The sequence below is a fragment of the Shewanella sp. Sh95 genome (assembly GCF_001308045.1).
Lineage (GTDB): Bacteria > Pseudomonadota > Gammaproteobacteria > Enterobacterales > Shewanellaceae > Shewanella > Shewanella xiamenensis.
Genome location: NZ_LGYY01000096.1, coordinates 1 through 26,065 on the forward strand (window position 1 = coordinate 1; position 26,065 = coordinate 26,065).

The 26,065-nt window shown below is 44.4% G+C and carries 23 protein-coding genes; 13 read left to right on the forward strand and 10 right to left on the reverse strand.

Annotation, left to right across the window (positions count from 1 at the left end; all coding sequences use genetic code 11):
• Nucleotides 1-194 precede the first annotated feature (194 nt).
• The gene (locus tag AEA42_RS06935; RefSeq protein WP_055647320.1) at nt 195-632 is read right to left on the reverse strand and encodes a DUF417 family protein; all 438 of its coding nucleotides are present in this window, start codon (nt 630-632) and stop codon (nt 195-197) included.
• Between the two features lie 13 nt (nt 633-645).
• Entirely contained in the window at nt 646-1,179 is a 534-nt protein-coding gene (locus tag AEA42_RS06940; RefSeq protein WP_037415794.1) for a carboxymuconolactone decarboxylase family protein, read from the reverse strand.
• A gap of 104 nt (nt 1,180-1,283) precedes the next feature.
• Between AEA42_RS06940 and AEA42_RS06945 the strand changes: the two genes are divergently transcribed.
• A complete protein-coding gene (locus AEA42_RS06945; protein ID WP_037415791.1) occupies nt 1,284-2,105 on the forward strand; it encodes an AraC family transcriptional regulator in 822 nt (273 codons plus the stop codon).
• Between the two features lie 87 nt (nt 2,106-2,192).
• On the opposite strand, the gene AEA42_RS06950 is transcribed toward AEA42_RS06945, so the two are convergent.
• The 4 genes from AEA42_RS06950 to AEA42_RS06965 all read right to left on the reverse strand — a co-directional run bounded on the left by AEA42_RS06950 (nt 2,193) and on the right by AEA42_RS06965 (nt 8,877).
• The gene (locus tag AEA42_RS06950; RefSeq protein WP_055647321.1) at nt 2,193-3,890 is read right to left on the reverse strand and encodes a toxin-antitoxin system YwqK family antitoxin; all 1,698 of its coding nucleotides are present in this window, start codon (nt 3,888-3,890) and stop codon (nt 2,193-2,195) included.
• Between the two features lie 10 nt (nt 3,891-3,900).
• Nucleotides 3,901-6,138: a hypothetical protein gene (locus tag AEA42_RS06955; protein ID WP_055647322.1), complete on the reverse strand. Its 2,238-nt coding sequence runs from the start codon at nt 6,136-6,138 to the stop codon at nt 3,901-3,903.
• A 363-nt stretch (nt 6,139-6,501) separates the two neighbouring features.
• Nucleotides 6,502-7,542: a porin gene (locus AEA42_RS06960; protein WP_309297556.1), complete on the reverse strand. Its 1,041-nt coding sequence runs from the start codon at nt 7,540-7,542 to the stop codon at nt 6,502-6,504.
• Between the two features lie 15 nt (nt 7,543-7,557).
• Nucleotides 7,558-8,877, reverse strand: coding sequence for an FMN-binding protein (locus AEA42_RS06965; protein ID WP_055647323.1), 1,320 nt, complete (start codon nt 8,875-8,877; stop codon nt 7,558-7,560).
• Between the two features lie 218 nt (nt 8,878-9,095).
• On the opposite strand from AEA42_RS06965, the gene AEA42_RS06970 reads away from it, so the two are divergent.
• The 3 genes from AEA42_RS06970 (at nt 9,096) to AEA42_RS06980 (ending at nt 12,765) form a co-directional block, all read left to right on the forward strand.
• Nucleotides 9,096-10,223 carry an FAD:protein FMN transferase gene (locus AEA42_RS06970; RefSeq protein ID WP_055647324.1) on the forward strand — a complete coding sequence of 376 codons (1,128 nt, stop codon included), beginning with the start codon at nt 9,096-9,098 and terminating at the stop codon, nt 10,221-10,223.
• Nucleotides 10,224-10,385: 162 nt separating this feature from the next.
• Nucleotides 10,386-12,155 carry a PhnD/SsuA/transferrin family substrate-binding protein gene (locus tag AEA42_RS06975; protein ID WP_055647325.1) on the forward strand — a complete coding sequence of 590 codons (1,770 nt, stop codon included), beginning with the start codon at nt 10,386-10,388 and terminating at the stop codon, nt 12,153-12,155.
• 10 nt (nt 12,156-12,165) lie between these two features.
• Nucleotides 12,166-12,765: a response regulator gene (locus tag AEA42_RS06980; RefSeq protein WP_055647326.1), complete on the forward strand. Its 600-nt coding sequence runs from the start codon at nt 12,166-12,168 to the stop codon at nt 12,763-12,765.
• Nucleotides 12,766-12,859: 94 nt separating this feature from the next.
• Here AEA42_RS06980 and AEA42_RS06985 read toward each other — a convergent pair whose 3' ends face one another.
• Nucleotides 12,860-13,642: a TetR/AcrR family transcriptional regulator gene (locus tag AEA42_RS06985; protein WP_047539632.1), complete on the reverse strand. Its 783-nt coding sequence runs from the start codon at nt 13,640-13,642 to the stop codon at nt 12,860-12,862.
• A gap of 337 nt (nt 13,643-13,979) precedes the next feature.
• Between AEA42_RS06985 and AEA42_RS06990 the strand changes: the two genes are divergently transcribed.
• The 5 genes from AEA42_RS06990 to AEA42_RS07010 all read left to right on the forward strand — a co-directional run bounded on the left by AEA42_RS06990 (nt 13,980) and on the right by AEA42_RS07010 (nt 19,154).
• Nucleotides 13,980-15,500, forward strand: a complete 1,521-nt coding sequence (locus AEA42_RS06990; protein WP_055647327.1) for a flavocytochrome c — start codon at nt 13,980-13,982, stop codon at nt 15,498-15,500.
• Nucleotides 15,501-15,503: 3 nt separating this feature from the next.
• On the forward strand, nt 15,504-15,875 hold the full coding sequence (locus tag AEA42_RS06995; RefSeq protein ID WP_086023967.1) for a cytochrome c3 family protein: 372 nt from the start codon (nt 15,504-15,506) through the stop codon (nt 15,873-15,875).
• Between the two features lie 38 nt (nt 15,876-15,913).
• Nucleotides 15,914-17,047 carry a hypothetical protein gene (locus AEA42_RS07000; protein WP_055647348.1) on the forward strand — a complete coding sequence of 378 codons (1,134 nt, stop codon included), beginning with the start codon at nt 15,914-15,916 and terminating at the stop codon, nt 17,045-17,047.
• Nucleotides 17,048-17,157: 110 nt separating this feature from the next.
• Nucleotides 17,158-18,240 (forward strand): hypothetical protein, encoded by a 1,083-nt coding sequence (locus tag AEA42_RS07005; protein WP_055647328.1) that lies wholly within the window; start codon nt 17,158-17,160, stop codon nt 18,238-18,240.
• 170 nt (nt 18,241-18,410) lie between these two features.
• On the forward strand, nt 18,411-19,154 hold the full coding sequence (locus tag AEA42_RS07010; RefSeq protein WP_037425485.1) for a cupin: 744 nt from the start codon (nt 18,411-18,413) through the stop codon (nt 19,152-19,154).
• A 474-nt stretch (nt 19,155-19,628) separates the two neighbouring features.
• Here AEA42_RS07010 and AEA42_RS07015 read toward each other — a convergent pair whose 3' ends face one another.
• Genes AEA42_RS07015 through AEA42_RS07025 form a run of 3 tightly spaced genes read right to left on the reverse strand, consistent with a single transcriptional unit; the run spans nt 19,629 to nt 21,428 of the window.
• Complete coding sequence (locus tag AEA42_RS07015) at nt 19,629-19,961, reverse strand: heavy metal-associated domain-containing protein (RefSeq protein WP_055647329.1); 333 nt, start codon at nt 19,959-19,961, stop codon at nt 19,629-19,631.
• Nucleotides 19,958-20,275: a mercuric transporter MerT family protein gene (locus tag AEA42_RS07020; RefSeq protein WP_047540796.1), complete on the reverse strand. Its 318-nt coding sequence runs from the start codon at nt 20,273-20,275 to the stop codon at nt 19,958-19,960. The genes AEA42_RS07015 and AEA42_RS07020 overlap by 4 nt, the downstream gene beginning before the upstream one ends.
• A gap of 16 nt (nt 20,276-20,291) precedes the next feature.
• Complete coding sequence (locus tag AEA42_RS07025) at nt 20,292-21,428, reverse strand: transglutaminase domain-containing protein (protein WP_055647330.1); 1,137 nt, start codon at nt 21,426-21,428, stop codon at nt 20,292-20,294.
• Nucleotides 21,429-21,886: 458 nt separating this feature from the next.
• Here AEA42_RS07025 and AEA42_RS07030 point away from each other — a divergent pair, with 458 nt between their 5' ends.
• The 4 genes from AEA42_RS07030 (at nt 21,887) to AEA42_RS07050 (ending at nt 26,064) form a co-directional block, all read left to right on the forward strand.
• Entirely contained in the window at nt 21,887-22,963 is a 1,077-nt protein-coding gene (locus AEA42_RS07030; protein WP_055647331.1) for a hypothetical protein, read from the forward strand.
• A 9-nt stretch (nt 22,964-22,972) separates the two neighbouring features.
• Nucleotides 22,973-23,383, forward strand: coding sequence for a phosphate ABC transporter substrate-binding protein (locus AEA42_RS07035; RefSeq protein WP_037425478.1), 411 nt, complete (start codon nt 22,973-22,975; stop codon nt 23,381-23,383).
• A gap of 44 nt (nt 23,384-23,427) precedes the next feature.
• Nucleotides 23,428-25,047: a methyl-accepting chemotaxis protein gene (locus AEA42_RS07040; RefSeq protein ID WP_055647332.1), complete on the forward strand. Its 1,620-nt coding sequence runs from the start codon at nt 23,428-23,430 to the stop codon at nt 25,045-25,047.
• A gap of 633 nt (nt 25,048-25,680) precedes the next feature.
• Nucleotides 25,681-26,064 (forward strand): RidA family protein, encoded by a 384-nt coding sequence (locus AEA42_RS07050; protein WP_055647334.1) that lies wholly within the window; start codon nt 25,681-25,683, stop codon nt 26,062-26,064.
• Nucleotide 26,065 lies beyond the last annotated feature (1 nt).

Consider the following 26,065-nt stretch of genomic DNA (forward strand, 5'->3'; position numbering starts at 1 on the left):
CGAGTACCAGTTGGGAGAGGCGCCACCTCAAGTCACAGGACTCACAGTGGACCAGCAGATCATTCTCGACGTGTTAGGCGAACGGTATCGGCAAATTTATTCCTAAATCAGGTGCGGAAAGTCGGTTATATCAATGACTTTATTTAAATGGACGATATGCACTGCACATATATTTACGTTGTCATGCTAATAGCTCAAGATGCCCGAATGAGTTGCGCCTTATTTTGATTAAGGTAAGACCAAACCACACCCAGAAATACCAGATCCTTGAGAATAAAGAACTCGGTAACGGGTACACCATCAACCAACTTCCATACCGAGGGTAAGGTCAACAGGAAGCTCAGCGTCATGATAAAAGTGATGAGTGCACTCAAACTCACCCAGTAACCAACACGTGGGCGCCAAATCCCTATCACCAGCCCTATTGCTGTGACTATCTCAACCACACCAATTAAGTTAGATACTCCCTGTTCAGATAAAATGCTATAGAGCCAGTTCATCAAAGGATGACTTGCAACGAGAGGACGAATTGCTGCCGCTTCGGTTGGCGTAAACTTAAATATGCCAATCCAGAGGAGTGTCAGTACCACACCGCCAAGAGCAAGCAAAAAACCTTTATCATATTGTTTCATAAATGCTCCTTGGCTAAGGACGCAAAGGAACTATTGGGAAATCAATTTCTGTTGCAGCCAAATGATTTCCATAGTTGGTCAGGGTGTTGACTACAACTTGGCCGAGTACTTCAAGCATTAATTCATCATCAACGCCAGCGTGACGAACATTAGCAAGTTGTTCATCGGTGAGCACTCCACGTTGATGAACTAACGCGGTCGCCAGTTGCAGCAAAGCATTATCGAGAGGAGACTCTGCATTTCCTTGACGCGCAGACTTTATCGCGTCAACTGATAAGCCGGCCTTACTCGCTAACAATGTATGTGCAGATAGGCAATATTGGCACTCATTACTTTGGCCAATTGCCAACGCGAGTAATTCACGCTGAGTCGTCGTTAACCGCCCCTTACCTAGTGCGTCAGCAAAAGCCAAAAATCCATTAAATAACACTGGCGAGTGAGCTAACGTGGCATATAGGTTAGGTACCATACCAAGGTTACGCTGCATTGCCGCAAAGCTTGGTGCAACAGTTGAAGAAGGTTGAGAAACAGGTTTAATACGGCTCATAGTCGTGCTCCAATTTAATTGTGTAAGTTACGGTTGATAGCTTACAGCCCACAATGATACGATTTATCGCAAATAGTCCTTAATTAAACACCTATCGTCTCAAAATGGATCCTCTCTCAATTCTATTGGCTCATACAGCGCCACGTGCTTCGATGTTTTTCGCTGGTAACTTATGCCAAACCTCGCTTAGCCAAGATTATCCTGAAGGGGGCCATCTACACTTGCTTAACGCGGGTGCGATGACGCTTTATCAGGAATTTGATGAACCACGATTGTTAACAGAACCTTGCCTAATCCTTTTTCCTCGGGGGCTTAAACACAGCATGGAACCCGTTGATGCTGAAGGATGTGATCTCGTCTGTGCGAGCGTTTCATTTGGACAAGGAAACCAATCCCCAATACAAATGGCACTCCCCAATGTATTAGTGCTACCGCTGAGTGAACAGCCAGAATTAAAACCGCTAGTCACCCTACTTTTTTCAGAGGCATTTGCGAATCAATATGGCCAAGCCCCCATTATCACTCGCTTGTTGGAGACCGTATTTATCTTATTGTTGCGTTACATCGTTGATAATGGCCACACTCAACAAGGCATATTGGCTGGATTATCTGATCCACGACTAGCGCGTGCGATTGGTGTGATGCATAAGCGTTATGAGGAAAAATGGACAGTAGCAACACTCGCGAAAGAAGCGGGCATGTCTCGCTCACGTTTTGCGGCTCATTTTCAACTGTTGACGGGATTATCGCCACTTGAGTATCTGACTCAGTGGCGAATGATGATGGCATGCCAACAATTATTGGCTGGGGAACCTATTGCTCAGGTTGCACTGAGTGGTGGATACAGTGGCAGTGCAACCTTTGCACGCGCATTCGAACGAGAATTTGGAATGCCACCAGGACGCTGGCTTAAAGCACACCGTTAGCGCTGATGTGCATTAACTCATCCTTGAGCTAATACGTTCAGTTCACCTCAAATCGCCCAAGATGGGTTCTGGGCGATTACCGTTCTGCTATTGACCGACATCAACCCCTTTTTGATAGTGATACACGGATGAGGCTTCACCATTGAAGTAATACACTAATTGACCGTGTAATTGATTATCAACGTACTCCTCGCTTCGCTCCAAGCTGCCATCTTCGTTAAAACTGTAGCTTTTACCTTGCAAGCGGCCTTTATCATCATATTGCATCAGCCCTAATAAATGGCCATTTGCCGAAAACGCTTGCCAGCGACCAACTTCGTGGCCCGCACGATACTGCCCGTGCCAGAGCTTAACATGGTTATAGCTACTGTCATCAACCAACCATTTACCTTCACGTTGACCGTTCACATACTGGCCTTGAGCCTGCAATTGTTTATCAAAGCCACGCTGTAAATACGCACCATGTAATTTTTCGTTTTGATAAAACGCTTGCAGCATTAGCGTGCCATCGGCGGCGATTTCGGTTTGTTCACCGTTAAGCAGGCCTTGTTGATTAAACTGCTCATTACGGGTCATATCAGCGTTTTTGGTCACCCACCTACCGACCTTTACACCGAAATGATATTGCCCGGTGACAAATCCACCGTCTAAAGCATTATCTTCGCGATATGCACCGTGCATTTTACCTTTGCTGTAGTTAATCCGTCGGACATAACCATTCCAGCCATCCCCAATATACAAACCGTCATACAGTCCCTTGAGTTGTTCTTCCCGTTCAATCAACTCACCGGTTGCAGTAAAACGCTGACGCAGACTCCAGTCCTTTACAGTATCACGCTGATATTGAGCGGTTAATGCTCCAGTTGCATCGAAACGTTTTTCAGTAGTTAGCTGGCCTTTGGCAAGATACTGAGTGTCAGTTTGGCTTGTTACTTTACCTTCATCATCGTAGCTAATATTTTGAATTTCGCGGCCATCCTTATCATACAATTGTTGCGCTGCTAACCGCCCTTGTGGATCAAAACGCTGCTGTATCCCTACCTGCTTATCATGCTGATAATGTTTAATTTCCTGTAACACATCTGCCGCTTGGTACACCAACACTTCGCCATGTATTTTGCCGTTAAGATAAAACTCTTTGGTGAATAACCAACCTTCCTTTGTCCAATACAGTCGCTCACCTTCTCTTTTTCCCGCCACCATATTCACGGTTTGCTCCGGCTGCCCATTGTTATGGAAGCTTTCATAAAGCCCTTCCATACCGTTAGCGCCATAGGTTACCCGTGTTTGCAGCTGGCCATTGTCAAAATAACTTTGCGCTAATCCAGATTCCACACCATTCACATAATGTTGATGGTCGCGTAATTGACCATTGGTGTGGTAACTTTTCTGCTCTCCATGCAACTGGCCATTCAGATAGTGGTACTCCCCCGAGAGTTTTCCATCTTCCCAGTAATGCAAATGTGTTCCCTGATAACGCCCTTGTGCATCGCTACTGCCCTTGCGAGACAGTTGACCGTCGGGGTAGAAGAACTCGAAATCACCAACGATATAACTCTCCGCTAAATTGGGACTGTTGACACGGCCCTTAAAAACCGGTTTATCCGTCTCCAGATAAAATAGCTGCACTGGCCACTCGCCATTTTGCGCTGTTGCCGCTTGCTGCTGATAATAGATGGCTTCACCCGGCACATCGCTAAGGCGCCATTGTTCGTCGAGTAAGATCCGCTCCGCAGACAAATTAAATGACATAAAGAGCACTGATAATATTAATAAAACTCTCATATTCGGCTCCTTAAGGTAATGCTGGGAAGGTGGTAACCCACTGCTTATTAACGGGGTCGCCGCTGATGGTCAGATATTCTATCGCGGCAGCTCGCCCTGCCAGCACAAACCAGCGCTCCTCACGTAATACTTGCAGCAACGGGCGCTGATAAAAATCACTGCCATCACCTTGAATAGCTGGAGCTAACGCTACATTCTGCGCATTTAAAAAACGATAACGGCGCATAAAGTCGGCCACCGTTTGAGTAGTATCTAAATTGGGCAGTTGGGTGATATCAATCAGCCAACCTTGTTTAGGTTGATAGGTAAGTGCTTGCCATTGAGGAGTACCAGTGCAGGCTAAAGTGCTGGCCACACGGATACCATAAAAGTTGCGACGGATGCCATCGGCACTCGTCAGTTGATACTGTACAGACTTATCGAGCTGCTCCACTAAGCTGTTTTCAGATTTGATAGATGTCCATTGCAACGTGTGACCATCGACTTGGGGCGCATCCACCACGCTTAAACGACACACGGCGGCCTGCTCGGAGGTTAATTGTAAACCAACGCCGTATTTAGCCAGCATTTGTGGTTCGAGTAATGCGGGATCATCGGGAATAGAGGGGTGCGGCTGCTCATCGTAACGCGCATACATGTCATCACGGTAAAGCGTTGTCTCATACACTGGGGGATAGTTGGTATTTTGCATGTAATCGTTCATAGGAATAAAACGAACATTTTTAGTCAATTCGCGACTATCCGCGGCAGTATTAACATAAATGGTGAGCGTCGGCGGCTCAGCAGGAAAGCTAAACAGGGTGGTGGATTGATATTGCTCCGATGAGACTAACGCCAACATATTCAGCTCAGCAGGGGTTAACCAATCCGGCCCTGTCGTAGTCGGGGTTTGGTACTTCAGCATAGCGCCTTCAGCCCCGTCAAATCGGCCAGTCAACCAAGATTTATTGGTCGCATCCTTCGATGTCAGCAGATAAGTGAAGGGTTTATCGGCAACGGGGGTCAACTCCAGTTGTAAATCTTGATACTGCAAGGTCACCGTTTTGCTTGGATCTGGCGTCAAGGTCAGTTTGACCAGTTTCGCCCCTTGATAATGGGCTTTAGCACGAAACTCAGCTACCTGATCAAACAGTGTCGAGGGCTCGTTCCAGCCGATAAGCAAATGTTGCTCAAGGGAACGATAAAAACCACCCTTTTCAGGGTAACTGTAACCACCGACCTTAAATAGTTGTATTGGCAGCACGCTGCCATCGGCACTGTGGGCGGTGATATCGGTTAAGTGAAAATCACCAGAGGCTTTTAAACCTGAAACATCATGCTGATAAGCAAGGCTTAGTTGGTCATCACTTAGGTCAAAGTAACCTGCATCAAGCGCAAATACCGCCTCTTCCGCTAAGGTTTTATTCGCATCTTCTAGCACTAATTCAGGTTGTTTTGGGTACTCTGTTGGCGGGAAATCGTAATCAAAACCCACTCGTTGCGACAGGTCACCCAGCTTTCGCTCACTGGGCACCATTATCACATTGCTGCGCATCACACCTTTAAAGCCATAACGCTCAAATGGCGCTTCAGCGACTAAAGCCATCTGCACTAGCCAACCTCGCTCACGCTCTAGCATCAGTTGGCCGTAAATGTTGGCTTGGGCACCGTCACTTTGCACTTGAGCCAGTACATGTGTCTCTGTGACTTTTAACACGGTAAGCTTGGCATTAGCATGGCCTTGATAGGCTGGAAGCGCAACGATAGCGCCCTCTTTAGCGGGTATGCTGTTAAGAAAGACCGATGAACTAAATAGCTTTTTAAGCTCCTGCTCCAGTTCAAGCCCCCGCTCAGCCAACTGCGCTTGCCATACAGGCTTGTTGAGTGCGCTAAATGCTTTAACGCTGCCATCGTCTAAATTTAATGTAAATTCAAAACCCTGTGAAAAAATAGCGTGCATTTCAGGGTTCCGTTCAGCCCGTTCACCGCTGCTCACGCCACTCCCTTGACCATCACGCATTTTCATATAATCGACATGCACTTCAAACCGACTATTTGTGCCCGTATCGAGAACCTTATAACGCAATAATTGATGGGATGTGGTATTCACTGTTTCGGTACGACTATCCGTATCAACTGTAATCTTGGTGGAGCTATACACTTGATATGCACGCTCTTCACCTTTTTTAGGATTAAACTCCACATCAGCATCCCCAAAAGAGCAGGCCGATAATAGAAAACAGCTCACTACGCTAACCAAATACTTCATGGTTATTCCTTGTAACTAAATAATTAAACGCCGCATTATGCCCGTTCATGCAACATAAAGAAAATTATTAGGTTATTTTTTACTTATATAGTAGTCATTAGCATAGTATTTTTCTATGCAGGCTTAACGGCTATTTGGCGTGTCACTTAATGCTATATCTTTCGAGGGCTGAAGAAGGAGGGAATATTAAATAATTAGAAAAGCACCGAACTCAAAATATCACTAAATAGTGGTTTAAAGCAAAAAATACTGCCAGTGCAACAAAGTAAACACTATGTTGCGAAAATAACAACTAAGCTAAATAATTATCACCTTGCTAAATACAGTACATAACTTAGCAAGGTGACAAACTATTGATAAATTTTAGAAGTCGTAACGCATACCAAGGCTAACAATGGTATCGTCAAAATCATCATATTGCTTCACATCAAACTGACCAATTTCGGTGTGTAGCCGTGTTGACTTACTTAATTTATATTCAGCACCAATCGCCCACTGAGAGATTTCTGGCACCTCATCAATTAGGGTGTTTTTACTGGCATAAACACGATTAGCGATTAATCCGGTACCGGAGTTATCAAATCCATATTGGGCCTTTAATGATAATTGGCCTAATTGATATTTGGCACTAACGATAACACCATCACCTTCACGCTGTTGCCAATCGGTTTTATCAGTATTCACCAATTTTGAATGTTGTAGCATTGTCGCAAACTGCCACTTATCCCACTTATATTGGACAACGCCACGGTAAGCTTCAATATCTTCCACACCGTCACTGTAGGCAACTGCAGCGTACACATCACCCGTTTTAAAGAACTTATCACCATAGGTAACCGCTAACTGGTAATTGCCATTATCACGGCGGTTATCATTATTAGTGTAATGATTGTCCTCCAATAAATAGCTCACACCTAATTGCAACTTATTCCAATGGGCGGATTTGTATTCAAAGGAGTCACCCCAACGCTTATCACCGGCAAATAAACGGTCATGTTTTAAGGAGTAATTGTCCATTGCATCAGACATCCCCTTAGCCATTTTAAATACCGGATCAATCCGTCCAACCGCTAAGGCACCATAAGTGCTGTGCTTCACACCAATAAATGTTGGGCGTGCTGAGAATGGTTTATCGCCACTATCTTGGCTCTCACCATTTACGCCAACCTCAATTTGGTAAAACAGTGAGGTGCTGTCGGTTAATTGGCTAGCGCCTTTAATACCGATGCGCGTAAAGTTATTTTCTAATACGGTGCCGCTTTTATTTTTATGCGTCGCACTGCCACTATCGGAATTGGTTACCGAATAATCGATACGACCATAAAACTTATGTTCATCGGCAACGGTCTGTGTAGCACATAGCGCCAAGGTAAGCATCGAAATAGCAAATGATTTATTCATCATGTTAAGTATCCAATATTACTGAGCAGGTAAGGCATGTTCATTAATCACGCCATCGGCACGCATTTGCTTGTACAACACATCAGCGAGTCGCAGATAGTTGTCCCAGGCATCTGAACGCTTAGTAAAGCCGGTTTGAGCGTAACTACCGGTATCACCTGCCGCAGGTAAATCATTAATATTGAACAGCGAACCACCCTCTTTCAGATGCGAAGATAAGGCATCAATCATCACGTTAAATCCGATACGCGCGGGTTCAACATAATTAATCGAGTCATATTTGGATTGGCGATAAAATGCTTTCAATGAGGCGTCTTGGATATCTTTCTTCTCGTCAGCAAAGATTTCATCGTAATGGGCATGGGTAATTTTGTGGCTATTTTTATCAACCACTAACCGCAACATCGCGGTAACGCCTGTCCAGCGACCTTTTTCATCGAGCAATTTTTCGGCTTGCTGATAAAAAAGCGCATCACTCGCTCCTGCTTGAATCCGACTATGGATCTTAGCGGTCAAGGGGATCATCGATTGCTGAATGCTGTTTGAGGCGCCAGCAACAATATCAATACCTTGATATTTTAAGCGGTTAGGCTCGCTGAGCTGGTTGCCTAACTTAGGATCGTAGTGAGGATTTAACTCAAAGGTAAGTTGGTCTTTTTCCATCATTAACTTTTCCATGGTTAATGCGGATTGAACCCATGCGGTACCTTTCTTTTTGCCCATAGAGAAATTGTACTCGGACATACGCTTAGGCACATTTTGGTAAAGGCGAGTGTAGTAATTCGGACGACCACTTTCATTAAACTCGGCCAGAATCACATCCTGAAGGTTGTTTGAATCCACTACCACCAACATGCTACCCATATGCCCTTGACGGAAACGGGCTTCTTCAAAGTAGTAATCACCTTTCACTAAGCCTAAACGCGGTTGGATAGACCATTTCAGTTTAAAATCATCATCCCCTGTTTGGCTGCGAGCACCCACGCTTTGATATTCAGGCTTACTGCCATCTACACGAGGTAAATCATTGATTGCTTTTAAAATACCATTGGATGAGTAGGTTGCGCCTGAGATGGCATCAATCCCCTCATGACCATTACGGCTCACAATCTCGGGTAGCAAACGCTCAGCATTAAGGTACAGTGACTCGGTTTCTTTATGTGACAGAGTTTTTACCTGAGTGATATTCCCCTGCTCAACCTTAACTTCAAGGGTGATGTCGCTCTTTTTACCCTTACCACTGACATGATGGACGCCATCAATATATTTCCCCTGCGGTGCGGTATTAGCACAACCTGCTAAGGCAAATGTTGCGAATGCAACCGCACTAACCAGCAAACTTTTTTAAAATGTAATTCAGTTTTCATCATATAACGCTCTTCAACTAATGAACTTGCCGCCAGCATAGACCTCGGAAAGAATTCGACAATTGCGGATAACCGCAATATGCCAACCTCAATTCAAAATAGTTGAGTTAGCTAACACTTTGCTGATTGATTACTGTCATCAACTGAAATTCATGCTACTAATTTAATCGTCATCAAGATGGGGGTTGTATGAAATATTTATTATCTTTTACTGTATTAATTTATCTCTTTTTTACGCCAACAATGGCAAATGCGACTTTTTCACCATTCGACTGCAATACCAATGCAACATTTAATTATGAGCACGGAAAAGGCAGTATGAATACGTTAAAATATTTTGGCACTTCCATTACCATTGATATTTATGAGGCAGACAAAAACAAAGCCTACTCAGCATTATGCCATGCACTTAATGTGGTGCAGGAATATCATTATTTAGCATCAAACTTTAGCACTTACCCTGGCTACACCAATATCCAGACTATCAATAACAATCCTGAACAATTACACCATATCGATGCAAAACTCACCGAATTATTAGCAACCAGTATTGAATGGCATGGCATTACCCAAGGCCGATTTAACGTTGCTTTAGCCCCCGTGTTAGAAGTTTGGCGAAGCTATCGAAAACGTTGCCAACAGGTCGGCACATGCGAACTACCCAGTGATATCGAGTTAGCCAATGCGGCAAAACACATTGATATAAAACAGATAAAACTCGATGTGAACAATAATACCATTCAAATGAAATCAGGAATGAAGCTGGATTTAGGTGGTATTGCTAAAGGTTGGATGGTTGAAAAAGTGTACGACCAATTAAAAGCCGATAATATTACTGCCTTTATGATTAATGCCGGTGGAAATATTCGCCATTTTGGCACCCACCCAGATGGCCGCCAATTTATTACAGCAATCGAAAATCCATTAATCCGCAAATATCAACTAGAACATAAAGATAATATCGAGATTAATAGCGGTGATATTTACCATGAAATAATTCAAGGTGAAGATATTACCATTGTATCCAGTGGTAATTATTTAAACTATTACACTGTAGATGGTCAAGAATATCATCACATTATTGATCCAACGACACTTTACCCGAAAAAAGAAGGTATCTCAGTATCGGTTATTATGAAGAATAATCCCATTCTTGTTGATGTGATTTCAACCAGTTTGTTTTTATTACCGATGCCAGAAGCGCAAGCTTTAATAAAGCGTATTGGCGATATTGAAGCGGTATGGTTTCTGGATGAACAAGGCAACAAAATCGCCACCCCACAATTTGAACAATATCGCGCTAAGTTCAACCCTTAGGCTAATGTGTGAAGCGGCTCAATATATCAGCAATCACTAATAGGCATAATATGGCCAATATTGTTGGCCATCAGCTCAGCATCGCGCAGCCTATTTTACAGCGATGCTGTAACGTCTTGTTGTGTTAACCACTAAATGAAATCGCCCAGCCTGGATTAAATCATGTATCAATTCTTCACTCGATTAATGTTTATCCTGGCCCTTTTTATCGGCTTTAAGCTGCCAGCCATTGCCGCCGATAGCCATACAAGTGATCCGGTGCGAATAGGCATAATGGCGTTTAATGAACCCGATGAAGTCATGGCCAATTGGCAGCCTACCGCTGATTGGCTGAGCCAGCAGTTGCATCGTCCGGTACAACTCACGCCATTAACGCCAACTCAATTAGATGAAGCACTCGCTAAGCAACGTATCGACTTTTTAATTGGCAATGCCCTCACCACGGTCGCATTTAAAAAAAACTATGGTACCAGTCACTTACTCACCCTAGTCCATAACCGCGTGCATTCACCAGAGCAGAGCATCGGCTCTGCCATCGTCACGCGAATTGACAACAACCTGAGCCAATGGGCACAACTTAAAGATGAAAAGTTGGTATCAAGCGATCCACAAGCCTTTGGCGGATTTCAAATTTTTGCAGCGACGATGGCAACCAAAGGCATCAATGCCTACCGCGATATTCCTCAGCTGCGCTTTATTGGTTTTCCACAGCAAAAACTATTGCAAATGCTGTTATCGGGTGAGGCTGATGTTGCGATATTACCTAGCTGCGTATTGGAAAATGCACTAGAGCGAGGACTCATTCCAGCGAATAAATTAAAAGTGGTCCTTAAGCAACCGCATCCTGATTTTGCCTGCGAAGTGTCCACCCAGTTGTATCCCGGCTACGCCTTAACCAAATTAGGCCATACGGATCATAAACTCGCCACCCAAGTGGTCACCAGCCTGTTGCAAATACCCCCAGAGAGCCAAGCGGCGGTGCAAGGAAGATATCAATATTGGTCGGCTCCCGTGGACGATAGCCCGGTATTTGAACTGTTAAAACAATTAGAGCAATGGCCATTTGTCACTAACTGGCAGCGATTACTGCACAATGCCTTACCTTGGGGTGCAAGCTTCATTTTTGCCTTGCTACTGGGCTATATTCATCACTTAAGGGTTAAACGTTTAGTGGTTAAACGCACCCAAGCCCTATCTGCCGAAATAACCCATCATCAGCACACCCAAAAAATCTTACTCGAGCAACAACAACAGTTTTACCGCGCCCAACGGGTACTGCTGACGGGCGAAATGGCCTCAGGCATTGCCCACGAGCTAAAACAACCCCTGGCCGGTATTCGCTATCTCACCCAAGGCTGTTTATATCGGCTAGATAACACCCAAGCCGAGCTTGCTACCGCGCTCAATAAGGTCATCAACCAGGTCGATAGAGCCCAAACCACTATCCATCGTCTGCGCACATTTTGCCAACAAACCAGTGATTACCAGCCCTGTGATTTACGCGCCGTGATAGAAGAAACCTTGACCTTGATGCAACCTGAATTTCAGCGGCTCAAACTCAGCCCTAAAGTCAACTTACAAACCTTACCCGTATTTGCCGATGCCAGTTTGATCCAGCAAGTGCTGGTGAATTTATTACGCAATGCCCTAGATGCCATGGAAAACAGCCCCCGTAAGTCATTGATTATCGACACAGGTACCACAAGCGAAAGCGTCTATATTCATATCACTGACTCGGGTTGCGGCCTGAGTGATAACGCCCTCGAACGCTTATTCTTTCCCTTTGAAACCTCCAAACCCCAAGGGCTTGGCCTAGGCATGGTTATCTGCAAACGCATTATTGAGGAACACAAAGGCAAAATTGAAGCACAACATGCCGCGCCGGGGTTAACGGTAAAAGTCACCCTGCCACTCAACCAGCCATCAGCTTAAGAGAGCTCAAATGACACCACTTTACCTTGTAGATGATGATCAAGATGTACTGGATTCGTTAAGCTGGATGCTTGAAGGAATGGGGCTTAACTGCAAAAGCTTTAACGCTGCGGATACGTTTTTAAAAAGTGTTGATATCAAGCAATCCGCCGTACTTTTGCTCGACATCAAAATGCCAGGTATGGATGGCGTGGCACTGCTAAGCCATTTAAATCAAGCGCAAAGTGTAATCAGCGTCATCATGCTCACCGGTCACGGCACCATTGCCATGGCCGTAGACTGCATCCAACAAGGCGCACTCAACTTTCTTGAAAAACCGGTTGATGGTGAGAAGCTATTTCAGCTTTTAACCCAAGCTCAACAACATACTGAGCAAAAATGGCATCAACAAAATTTGCAATCAGACATTGCCAATCGACTCGCCACCCTCAGCCAGCGTGAAACGCAGGTGATGGAGGGTATTCTGGCGGGAAAAATGAATAAAGTCATCGCGGCGGAGCTAGATATTGCGCAGCGAACCATTGAGTTGCACAGGCAAAAAGTCATGCAAAAAATGCAGGTAAGTAACGCCGCCGAACTTGCTTGGTTGCTAGCCAATCATAAATTTTGAAATTAAGCTTATGATTTAATCAGCCTAATTCTTAGTCGCAGTGAGACAAAGCTCGCTCACTGCGCGTGGAATAAAACCCGAATTGCAGGACGCCCTAACCACACTGACGAGTACAGGGAGATAATGCCTTGGTGTCGGTATTTGATAGCGCGCTACAGGCTGCGCAGGTCATATGGTCACGATAATGTTGGTCAAAAAACTTGATGGTTCTGGCCTCTAACGAATCAAACAGCGCAAAGGTTAACGGCGTTTTCCAATCGTATCGCGCCATCAGGTTTGCCAAATGTCGATAACAGGTTTCACGGCGATCAGATAAAAACTCAGGCGCAATCAATTGACTTTCAAATTGTGTCAGAGCACCCGTTAGATAAAAGGTAATTCCTTGAACTAATTCTTTTATTTGTAATGGAGTGGCGACTAATTCACCATTCTCAACCGCTAAATGTAATGAGTCTGTAAACCACCCCCAAAAAGCATTAATACGTTTTTTAAAACGTTCAACTTTTTCATCACTCGCCAATTTCCAAACCATGGTATTTACCGACACCGAACGCAGCGTAAAAAAGCTACTACTGCGCTTAATGGTTTCAAAAGTAAATAATATCGGTAAAAGCACTTTCTCTTGTGCAGTTAACTCTGGATTCTTATGGATAAATATCGGTAAGTGATTTGATGTTGCACTTCTTAAAAATAAACAAACCAACACATCTTCTTTACGTTCAAAAAACTTATATAAAGTACCTGTAGAACATCCAACCTCGTGTGCCAGCTGGGAAAACTTAAATGATACAATACCTTGTGATTCAATCAGCCTTTCAGCCGCATCCAATATTTGATTACAACGTAAAATAGAGAGTGAATCAGATGGACATTTCATTCATTTATTCCAACATACGTAAAAAGTACATTATGTGTTGCTAACAAATAATATTTATAGACAGTAAATAGTTAATCGGGATAAAGGTCACATCCAAACCTCTTAAATACCAACCTTTGTGAGTTACCTCAAACTTACATTTTATCAACAGCATACTTTCATAGATTAAATTATCTTCATCTCGTTCGTTATTAAAGCAATCTACTTCAAAGAAAAGATATTCACGAGATAACTCACGAATAAAATTGTCACTGAAAAAAAGTCGTGACTCACTTCTCCTTAGGCGCGGTTCATAACCTCTATCTTGCTGATAACTGACATAGAGGGTTAACAAAAAATGCATGATAGAAGAAGTTTTTTAAAGCTAGGTGCAGGCGCAGCGGTCGGTGGTATCGCAGCGGCACTACCAAGTGCGGCATCAGCCACTGAATGCGCCTCAAACATTAAATGGGATGAAACTCGCGATGTGATTGTCGTGGGTTCGGGTTTTGCGGGTCTGTCATCCGCACTAAATGCTAAGCGTCAAGGTCTAGGCTCGATACTGGTATTAGAAAAAATGCAGGTGATCGGGGGCAACTCTGCGATCAACGGTGGCTGGTTAGCTATCCCTAAAAACCCAATTCAATTAGCTCAAGGGATCAACGATGACTCGCCCGAAGAGCTAGTGAAGGATCAAATCATTTCTGGCCGCGGTATGCAAAATACCGACATGCTGCGACAAATTGCCAATCGCGCCCTCGATGCCTACCAATTGTGTATCGACACTGGCGTCAAATTCCGCGAAGGCTTTAACCAACAAGTGGGTGGCCACAATAAAGCACGTGCTATTCGCACTCAGCACGGTGTCGGTGGCGATATCACCACTAAGCTGTACGAAGCAGGTAAAAAAGAAGGCGTTGAATACCGTCTACAGCACTATGTTGAAGACTTCATCATGGATGGCCAAGAGATTGTTGGCTTGAAAGTGCGTCAAAATTATCGCTTTCCGGATCTCAAAACCGGTAAAACGATCTACATCAAAGCCAACAAGGCCGTTATCCTTGCCCACGGTGGTTTCTCACGTAACTTAGTACTACGTGAACTGGTCGACCCTGCATTAGATAAAACCTTAGATTGTACCAATGCCCTCGGCGCAACTGGCGAAGTCACGCTAACGGCTATGGCCCACGGTGCTTTTCCGGTTCATATGAGCTTTATTCAAACAGGTCACTGGGGCTCGCCCGATGAAGGCGGCTTTGGCTGGTCAAATGCTCTGCTCTCGATTGGTTTCCATAAAGGAATTTCAGTCAATGTGTTAGACGGTAAGCGTTTTATGAATGAACGCGCCGATAGAAAAACCTGCTCCGATGCCATTATGAAAAACCGTCATCCAGATGGCTCACCCGCCTATCCCGTGGTGTTTTTTAACCATGACGATCATGTTGGTGCAGAAGAAGTCACCCGCGCGGTACGTGACCAAATCGCTTGGAAAGTCGATAGCCTTGAGCAATTAGCTAAGCAATTCAATATTCCACTTGCACAGCTCAAACAAACCGTTGCCGAGTACAACAAGCAAGTGCCACAGCGCATTGACCCCTTGTTTGGCCGCATGATGGATACGGCTGTCGAGCTTAAACCACCGTTTATTGTGTCGCGGATTTGGCCAAAGGTGCACTACTGCATGGGCGGTTTAAAAACCGATTTAGGCGCGAGAGTACTGCATAGTCAAACCCTAGCTCCGATGAAAAATCTCTATGCCGTTGGCGAAGCAACTGGCGGCACTCACGGTGGAACCCGTTTAAGTTCAACAGCTTGTCTGGAGTGCTTAACGATGGGAATTATTGTTGCTGAAACCATCAAATCTGACATGCAGGCCTAAATCATGATGAAAACATTACTACTCACACTGGTTGTTGCAACCCTGTTCACTGGCGCAGCCAATGCCGGAGACCTCGTCAAGATGAAAGGCAGCACCCAAGGCAGAACCAACCACGAATTTATCTACCAAGATGGTTGTAAAGGGTGTCACCAAGGTTCGGGTAAACAAAATGCCACCGATGCGGCCTGCGTTGAATGTCATGGCGAAATCACCAGTATTGCGGTGGATGAGTCCAAGCTTGCCATCCCTGAAGCCCATCCACACAAATCACTGCACTACAACCAAGGTGCCAGCTGCTTAGCCTGTCACAGCGAGCATGAGAAAAAGGCGCCAGTGTGCGCTGAATGCCACCGCACTTGGTTCAAAGAAATGTAATTTAATTTTTATAATACAAAAACTTAAGAAAGGTAATGATGATGAAAAAATCCACCCGGTTTATGTTGTCCATGGTGGCAACCGCTATCGCACTATCTCAAACTAACGCCTTTGCCGCAGAGCAAGAAGATGGCATCAATGTTGGCGGCGCCGTGCGCGTTAACTATGGCTATCGCGATTATGATGAAAAATCGAAGGATAAAGGCGGCGACTTTAACTTCGACATGGCCGCGATTAAATTTGATGGTAAAAAAGGCGATTTCGGTTTAGCGGCGGAATACCGTTTTACCTCAGGCACTAACTACATCAAGTATGGTTATGGCTACTACAACATTGATCCAGACTGGCAACTGCAATTTGGTATCAACAAAGTGCCCTTTGGTAACCACGAGTTTATCTCTAACAGTTGGTGGTTTGGTCTGCCTTACTATTTAGGCTTTGAAGATGACCATGACATCGGCTTAAAAGCGACCTATGAGAAAAACGGCTGGCACACGGATTTAGCGTTTTATAAAAATGCCGAATACGGCCCAACCGAAAACAAGCGTTATTCAACTGACTTGTATACCGGCACCATCAATGGCACTGAATACAACAACGAAGAAACCAACCAACTCAACGTGCGCCAAACCTACACCGCCGAATACGAAGGTGGCGCAACCACTTTTGGTGGCTCAGTACAGGTCGGCCAAATCTACAACAGCAAAACCGGTAATAATGGCGACCGCTATGCCGTCGCACTGCATTTAGACAGCAGCTACAACGGCTGGAACCTACAAATGCAAGCCATGCAGTATGAATACAATGCTGCAGATGCTATCGACGACAACAAAATTGGCGTATCGGTGGTGAGCTGGCAGTACGAAATCGCCTCAAAAGGCCAAGCCTATAACATCAACATTGCCAAAACGGTTAACACAGATTGGGGCAGCATTAAGTTTTATAACGACTTTGGTTTAATGACGCCTGATGTTGATGACGATAGCTACGACAACAGCATGCAAAACGTCACCGGTATGGCGATTTCTGCTGGCCCAACTTACACCATGATTGACTTTGTCATGGGTAAAAACATGACCTTCTCGACCGCCAATAACGACCACGTTGGCCTACCTGAAGTCGGTAACGATTGGGATAAACGTATCAACATCAACTTTGGTTACTACTTCTAATATTTGCGCAGTTTAGGACGTCCCTCCTCCCTGCCGTTTTAGACTGCGATACCTTTTTTGGCCCTATTCGTTAGGGCTTTTTTTTATGCTTTTTTCTTATAGAGTGAACGATGAAACTACAATATTTACCTACACTTGCCGTTTATTTTATTTGTTCATCCTCACTATATGCCGCCGATGTGCAATTAGGCGGCTTTATTAAGGCCAACACTCGCTTTGTTGAAGGAAATCTAGCCTTTCAAGACAGTTGGACAGGTGGAGGCAAGGTTGTCGAGCACAGCAAACGCACCCAATTTGGCGCCCAAGAAAGCCGCTTTAATTTGACACTTAACACCGATGAGGCCAAAGCCTTTGCCGAAATCGATTTTGTTGGCTCCAGCCAAGGAAATCCGATTATCTCTAACTCCTACAGTCCACGGCTTAGGCATGCCTATATCAGTTATCAAGGCATCACCGCCGGGCAAACCTGGTCAACCTTAGTCAATACCAGTACCTTTGCCGAAACAGCCGATTTAGGTGGGCCATTAGTTGGACAAGCCATGGTAAGACAAGCACTTATCCGCTATAGCACCGAACAATGGCAATTCGCCCTCGAAAATCCCTACACCTACGGCACCCAAGCCCAAACGGATGGACTAACCAGCGTTACAGCAGCCAAACCAAACTGGATTGATACCAGCCATGACTACATCCCAGATATGATTGCCCGCTACAACCAATCCGGCGAGTGGGGCAATGTGTCTATCTCAGGCTTAGTGCGTTATTTAGATCCAGCGGGCACATCGCAATGGGCTGGCGGGCTCTCCCTTGCTGCCAAACTCCTTACCTTTGGCCAAGATGATCTGCGCCTACAATTGCACTACGGCCACCTAGGTCGTTATGTCGGCACCGACGCTGCGCGCGATATTATTGAAGGAGAATTAGAAACCTCGACATCAGCCATGTTTGCCTACAGGCACTTTTGGACTGACTACACCCGCTCGACACTCTTTTTTGGTCATACTCGCACAGAGAGAGAACAAACGGATCGCAGCCACGTTGGTGTGAATTTGTTTACCAATTTAACCCAAGCACTCACCCTAGGTATTGAAGTGGGCCGCTATCAAATTGAAGATAACAACAGCTCAGCCCATCCCTATGCGCAGCAGGGAATGGCCAACTATGCCCAGCTCAGCATGCAATTGCAGCTGTAAAGCGGCTCAGACGGTAAGATTATTCGCGAGTAGAGTCACGAATAAGTTTGCCACTCAAAATATGCCGTGATCCAATTCACCTTTACCATCAACCAATCACTTTATTGTTAGTCACGTAACAACATAACCAACACAATATCGCCACTAAGCGATGCAAAAATAGGATTGGAATGATGAAATTAAAAATGCTTTTTGGATTAGCCGCACTAACGTCTACAGCGGTTATGGCTCAAGGCCCCCAATGTAACCATGCGCAACTGCCCTATCAACAAATGACACCAGTGCCGTACGACAGCACACCCTATGTGCCGCAAAACACCATGCCAGAGCAGTGCAGTAACCCAGAAATCGAGGCCTACATTGCTGATTGGGAAGCAGGCAAAATCGACTTTAACACCATCAAACCCAATGACAGCATTGCTGCAGACCAACGTTTTTGTAAAACCTTGGATGACCACGGTAACGTACTCGAAGCCAAAAACTGCGATCCTAAAAACTCACCAGTGGGTTATATCTGGAAAGAACTCTCAGACAGCCCAATGGTTATCGGTATCACCAATGGTTTGAAATCAGACCATGAGCCACATTTCCATGGTCAACCAGAGTGTTACTACGTGGTCAACGGCACCAGTAAAACACTGGCAAACAATAAATTTGAAACCTTAGCAAAAGGTCAGTACTTCTATATTCCTGGTGCCCATATTCACAACACCCCAATCCTCAATAAAGAAGGTTTAGGTGTATTTTACTGGTATCCAAACAACGCCCACTTTGATGGATTTAAATACTACTGGCGTAAAGATGTGAAAAACCTACGCGTGGCCGAAGAAGCCTTCGACCGTGTAGATGCCATCCGCAAACGCGACTTAGATTTAGGCCCATACGGCACCAACGAAGCCTTCTTCAAAAAATGATTTAAAAATTAGTCAAAAATGATTTAAAAAACTGAAGTAAAACGCTTCAAAAAAGGGGTTAACACTCACCTGTTAACCCCTTGTTATTAGCCCGCCAGCGCGATAGTTAACATCTGCAATCCCTAATAAAACTCGTCAACCCAAGCTATGTGTCTTAATATCAAGCTATTTAAAAGACTGAACTTATTAGGAAATACGCAAAATGGACTTAATATTAACTGTAGCAAGAGCAATCTGAATCGTTTTAATAAAAACCACAACACCACCAGATAAAGCAAGATACGGGGGATAACCAGTATTTGCTCCGCGTTGTTAGAAAAACAGCGCCGAATAAATATGAGTTGCACGCCCAAAATCCAGCCTATCAAACGATGTTAGCCACGGACTCAATGAAAACCTTTGCGCGCTTAAAAGCCGTTCTTGAAAGCCAAGATTAGCCTGTACTAACGATTCACTCGAACGGCTAAAAGCTTCTCAACTCTGCTTTTCAACCTTGTTGATGCTGCCTTTATATCCGGTGGCATCAACAGCTTTTAGCAGATTATCGAGGTTATAATCCTCAGCGACTGTCACTACCGCTTGCTCAGTTTTCAAATTGGCTTTGGCCTTAATCACGCCATCGGTTTTGCGCAGGGCTTGATTGACGACGGTAACGCATAATGGGCAAGTCATGCCTTTAACATCGAGTGTGACCAACAGATTGTCTGCCCAAGTGGAGGGCGTAAATCCTAATGATGTGATGGCTAATAGGGTCGATAGTGTGGTTAATCGTGTGGTAAATCCTGTGATACGTGATAGTGGCTTCATTCAAACACCTCAAGCAACCAAGGTAAAACAAAGGGATACAGCTGAAAGGCCAACACAATCGGCACGCTAAGCCAGTAAATGAGCAACATTTGTCCTCGGCTAAACTTGCCGGTACAAAGCGGCTTTTTAGCAAAGTACAAACGCCAAAACCCAAACAAGATAAGCCCGGTTGACAGGATCAACATAGGCACTTGTAACCAACCTAAACTCGATAGCCCCGACAGCCCCGCCGCAGAGACGCCAAACACTAAATAGATTAAGGGCGCAATACAACAAAGGCTGGAGGCGATCGCCGCAATCACTGCGGCGGTCATGGTGGCTAACAGCTGTTTAACGCTGTTCGCTTGACTGGTAGTCATAGGCAAATACTTTTGGCTCATAGTAATTGACAGGGTCGCCATCCACTTCAGCGTAAGGGTAACCAAAATTGTTGAGTGGAGTCTGCTCTGCGGCGGGGAATAAGTCAAAGTCACGGCCATAGTTAAAGCCTACCCAATTCATTTCCCAGTTACCAAATAGGTAGTCGTTCACCGCTTGCACTGCAGGGTCGTTATGTTCTTTATTCTCGGTGAGGCGCATTTTAGTCACATCCGCAGGATCAGCGGGTAACCAGCCATAACCAGCAAGGTAGAACATGGCACGGCAATGTTGGCCACCAGTGACATCGGCAACCCCTTTTTCATCAGCACTGCCAAAGGCTTTTTTAGAGTATTTCCCCATCTTGATCGCTTGGCCTAAACGAATACCAAACATCTCACGGGCGGGCACACCCACTGCGCGCATCAGCGCCACAAACACTGAGTTGATATCAGTGCATTTTCCACCGAGTTTGCCACTTTCAAGAATCGCGGCCACATCACCATTACCGCAACCTATCACACTGTTATCACGGTACATATTGGCACTCACCCAGTTAAAAATGAGTTGTGCTTGTTTGAGTGGTTCGGTCTCTTTACCCACAATCTTATCGGCGGTCTGCTTCACGATACCGTCCACTGGCATATGCTTGGTTGGCTTAAGGTAGATAGCGACTTCAGCAGGATACTCAGGTTTTACTGGCGCGCGATAATGGCTTAACTCGCCGCTTTTAAGGGGTTCCCAATCTTGGGTTTCTATCACTAATTCTAATGTTAAGGTCATTTTACCTTTAGCATCGGGCCAAGTCGCAAACAGGGTTTTGGCGCCATAATGGTTATTAGCACTGATATAAGCATCTTGATAAGTGCCGCTAAAGTTAAGTTTTTCAACCTGTTGAAAGGCCGTGTTTTCGGGTAGCGGCACCCATAACTTCACCACACCGGATGAGCCTTCTGGCGCGACTAATTGATAGGTATTGGTTAAGGTAAAACGGCGACGGCCGCAGGCTTTATCGACCATTGAACCTTGAGTCGACGCCGCCAACACTGGCATCACGGTTCCCGCTGCCGAGAGAATTGCTGCACCTTTCAAAAAATCACGCCTTTGCATTAGACATTCCTTATATGGATAAGTATTAGAAAAAAAGAGACCACTAAAGTACTTGATAGCGATTATAGAAAGTCCCATCTGCACCTCAATAGTGTCGTGGATGGGAATGGGATCGATGTACCAAAAACCCCTTAAAGAGCACATAAATGCAAGAATAGTTAAGATAAGTGGGACATTTTGTCGCAAAGGTATTGAGTTTAGCGGTCGGTCAATTCAGTACTCTTAAAAACGTTGTCACACATTACTTATCCATGTTTGGCTCGACAGCCTCTTAACTGATGCATGGTCAAAATGACTAAACACCAAATAAATCAAAATCAAAGTAAAAAAGCCCTGAAGCTCTGCCGGAAAATGAAACTTAGACGTGATTGTTGCAAAATTGTTCCAAAAATAATGGTAAAAAACCACATTCATTCTAGGCTTAAAAATGCACATACCTTACAAAAGTAGGTTTATCTATGAAACATAAACTGTTATTCAGTCTCTGTTCTCTCTTACTTGCCACCAGTGCCCAAGCCGAAGTGAATATTTCAGGTTTTGCCTCAGTGGTTGCGGGTAGAGTAATAGATGGCACTGGCGTTGCAGAGTTTGACCTTGGCCCAACCTTCCTAGCTGATTATCCACTCGTGGGCGCATACGATGAAGATATCAGCTTTAAACCCGACACACTTTTTGGTATTCAATTTTCAGCCGATTTACTAGAAGGATTATCCGCCACCGCTCAGGTGGTTTCCCGAGGTGCCGATGACTTTTCAGCCGATTTTGAGTGGGCCTATTTATCCTACGAATTAAATGAACACTGGACGGTACAAGGCGGTAAAAAAAGACTGCCACTCTATTATTACAGTGACTTTTTCGACGTGGGATATGCCTATCCTTGGATCCGTCCACCAGCAGACAACTACACATGGCAAATATTTAACTACACAGGTGTTAGTGCGCTATATAACTATCTTATTGGCGAATGGACTATGTCTGGACAGGTCTATTACGGCAGTGAAGATAGTGACCCCAATAAATTACTCTCCGATTTCTTCTTTCTCGAGAACACTCGCGAAGTTTGGAAAGATATTGGTGGAATCGTAGTGCAATTAAATCGTGACTGGTTGGATATTCGCTTAACCCATATGCAATATACCAATGAGCGTTATATTGGTGGTGTACAACAAGAATGGAATGGCAATAAACAAAGAACAGGTAAATTTTACGGCTTATCGGTCAATATCGATTATAACAACTTCTTATTTTTATCTGAGCTGAATAGATTGGATCTAGATGGCAGTAATCTAGACACTTATCTCGTCACATTGGGATACCGCATAAAATCTGTTATGCCTTATGTCTCGTATTCTGACTTTAATGATGGTGAAGGTGGTGAAGTCCATCACACCACTTCTGCGGGTATACGTTGGGATTTCCATCCCTCTGCCGCCTTTAAAATTCAATACGATGATGTAAAAGATGAAGGCGGCCCAGGCATGAAGGTCGCGGGAGACTCGCAATCCATCAGCCTCGGCGTTGACTTGGTATTTTAGGAGAGAGACATGAAAAAATTACTTTGCTCAATCCTACTTAGCTTAGTATCAATGCCCATTTGGGCAGGCGTGGTGGTAATTGTTCATCCGAGCAATGGCGATACTATTGATCAAAAAGCGATAGAAAACATTTATCTAGGAAAAACAAAAACCTTCCCTAACGGTGCCTCCGCTGTTCCAGTGAATTTGGACAGTGCCGTACCATTAAGGGAAACCTTTGACTCAAAAGTCTTAGGTAAATCATCGAGTCAACTCAAATCCTATTGGTCACAAAAAGTATTTACCGGTAAAGGAACACCGCCCAAAGAAGTCACTAGTGGGGCAGAAATGATTAAACTTGTTTCTTCAAACCCCAATATTATTGGCTATATTGATAGTAGTGAGGCCAATGATTCGGTCAAAGTGGTTGCCGAATTTTAAGTTGGTGTGCCGGAGTATACTCCGGCACCTTTTGGGGGCTGATAATGAATTTTTTTAACAACGTTTCTATTTTTAAAAAAGTTGGCGCAATTTTTATTTTAGCTGTCGTTATATTCACATTAAATTTAAGCATTAGTGTTATTTCAATTAATAAAAATCGCGCAACGCTTAATTATATGGAGCAACAAGTTTATCAAAGAGTAGAGTTAGCCAATCAAAACGTATTTTTTGTGCAACGACTCGATGAACTTTATACCCAATCGGTTTCCTTTGCAGATGAAGATTTATTGACCAACGCGGAAAATATGTACGAGTCAGTTCGTAAGAATCTACAACAGCTTGATAGCGTTGATCCCTCGCAGGCAACTCAGTTAAACGGCTTATCTAATAAACTCACCCGCTACAATGACATGACGCTAAAGCTAGCTAAAGGCATGCTGGCTGGGACTATCGATATGGCAAATATTGGCCAAATCAGCCAAGAAAAGTCCCAAGCCTTTGAAGCGGTTCTCAATGAGGTACAAGCCTACAAACAGAGTAAAATCATTGAGTTTAAACAAGCGATCAAAGAAGCCGCAGACAGATCGGAGCAAAGCCTGTGGCTAACGGTGTCCTCTGGTATTGCATTACTTATCGTGATGTTTATTGTGACCATTGCAATTGCTCGCTCGATTAGCTCCGCCGCCCATAGCGTTGCCCGCTCGCTTGAAGAACTCGCTGATGGCAAAGGGGATTTAAATCATCAACTCACTGTTTCTGGCACTGATGAGTTAGGCCAAGTTTCCAGCAACTTCAATCGATTTCTAAGATTACTTGCCGATTCCATCCTCCAAGTAGTGAACGTAACAGACCCGCTGTTAGAGAGTTCACATTCGTTAAAACAGCGGATGGAAGATGCGACTAAAGCGACTCAGCAACAGAGTCAAGATGCGAGTACAGTGCAAGTTTCAATGGAGGATATGCGTCATTCCGTGATTGAAATATCGCAAAATGCTCGACAAGCCGCCAGTGCCGCCCAAGTTGCCGAAAAAGAAGCCATGCAAGGCATGAATGTGGTGCAACGAACCATAGATATCTCCCAAGATCTCAACAAAGGAATCCAAGTTGCTTCAAATTCTATCAATGAGTTGGCTAGAGATACTGAAAATGTCACCTCAATTTTAAATGTGATTACCTCGATTGCAGAACAAACCAATCTGTTAGCGCTAAACGCCGCGATTGAGGCCGCACGTGCGGGTGAACAAGGCCGAGGTTTCGCGGTCGTCGCCGATGAGGTGCGCGCCCTAGCCTCTAAAACCGCCGATGCAACCACTGAAATCCGTCAAGTATTACAAAATCTTAAAACCGCCGCGGTTTCTTCCGTCAATACCATGAATGCCGCCTTAACCAAATCCTCAGAAAATGAAACCAACGCGAAAAATACTGGCCTCGCCTTAAAATCAATCCAAGAGCAAATCGTCAGTATTAATGGAATGAACACGAATATTGCTTCTGCAACCGAAGAACAAGCTTCTGTCGCCTCTCTCGTTGTAAATAATGTGGTTAGTATGAATGCTTCCTTTGACGAAACCTTACAGATTTTGTCACAGGTGCGAAATGTGTCGGAAGGCTTAGTCGATTTTGCCGATGAACTGAAGAATGCGACTTCGCAGTTTAAGCTTTAGCTTGATTCACACACCTTCAAACAAATTTTGAGTGTGTGCTCATTTCTCGGGCGTATGGAATGTTTCGAGATTAAATGTTGTTCGTTATGGCAAGATCGTGCTCGTGAAACAAGGAATAACGCCTAGTTATTCTACTTCAATGTCGAGCAGCTCTTATGACAAAATGTAAGAGTAAGCGTTTGCCAGAAGACACCAAGCTCGGATAAATAAATGTATATCAAACAGCTTATTGCAATGATAACTACGTTCAATGGACTTGCAATAAGCTCACGATTGACGCGTAAACTCACCTTGTAGTGGTCAACTAAATTTGGCAACAGCTTTAGAATCTAGCCAAAATCTTCGCTCGGATTCATTTGGGCTTAATCCTCTTAATACTATTAATCCTATTAACCAGAGTTAAAGCTAACAAGGGTATTACCGAGTCATAAAACCGCTATCTAATGCAAATTCATTTGAGTCAAAGCCAAGTTGAGTGTTTCCAACAGTAGCAGCCACAAAACATAACAATCTGATATAGCTAAATAAAAAATACAAAAACTTTCTATGGATACAAAAATATTTGCAATAACGATTGCTCTATCGCCAAAAAATGCAAATAATGTTGCAAATTTAGACTTTGGTGATTCAATCATGAAAAGCATTATTCACGCAGAACACGCGCCTCTGGCCATTGGCCCTTATTCCCACGGCACTCGCTGTAACAACCTTATTTTTACCTCAGGACAACTGCCAGTATGCAAAGACAAAGGTGGCGTGGTTGATGGCGGCATCAGCGAGCAATCGGTGCAATGCCTTGAGAATCTAAAATACGTGCTCGAAGCTGGCGGCGGCAGCATTGAAACCGTACTTAAAACCACTTGTTACTTAAGCGAAATCAGTGATTTTGCCGCTTTTAACGACGTTTATAAAACCTATTTTAAAACCGACTGCCCAGCGCGCAGCTGTTTTGCGGTGAAGGATCTCCCACTGGGTGTCAAAGTGGAAATCGAAGCCATCGCCCACGTTAACGATTAAG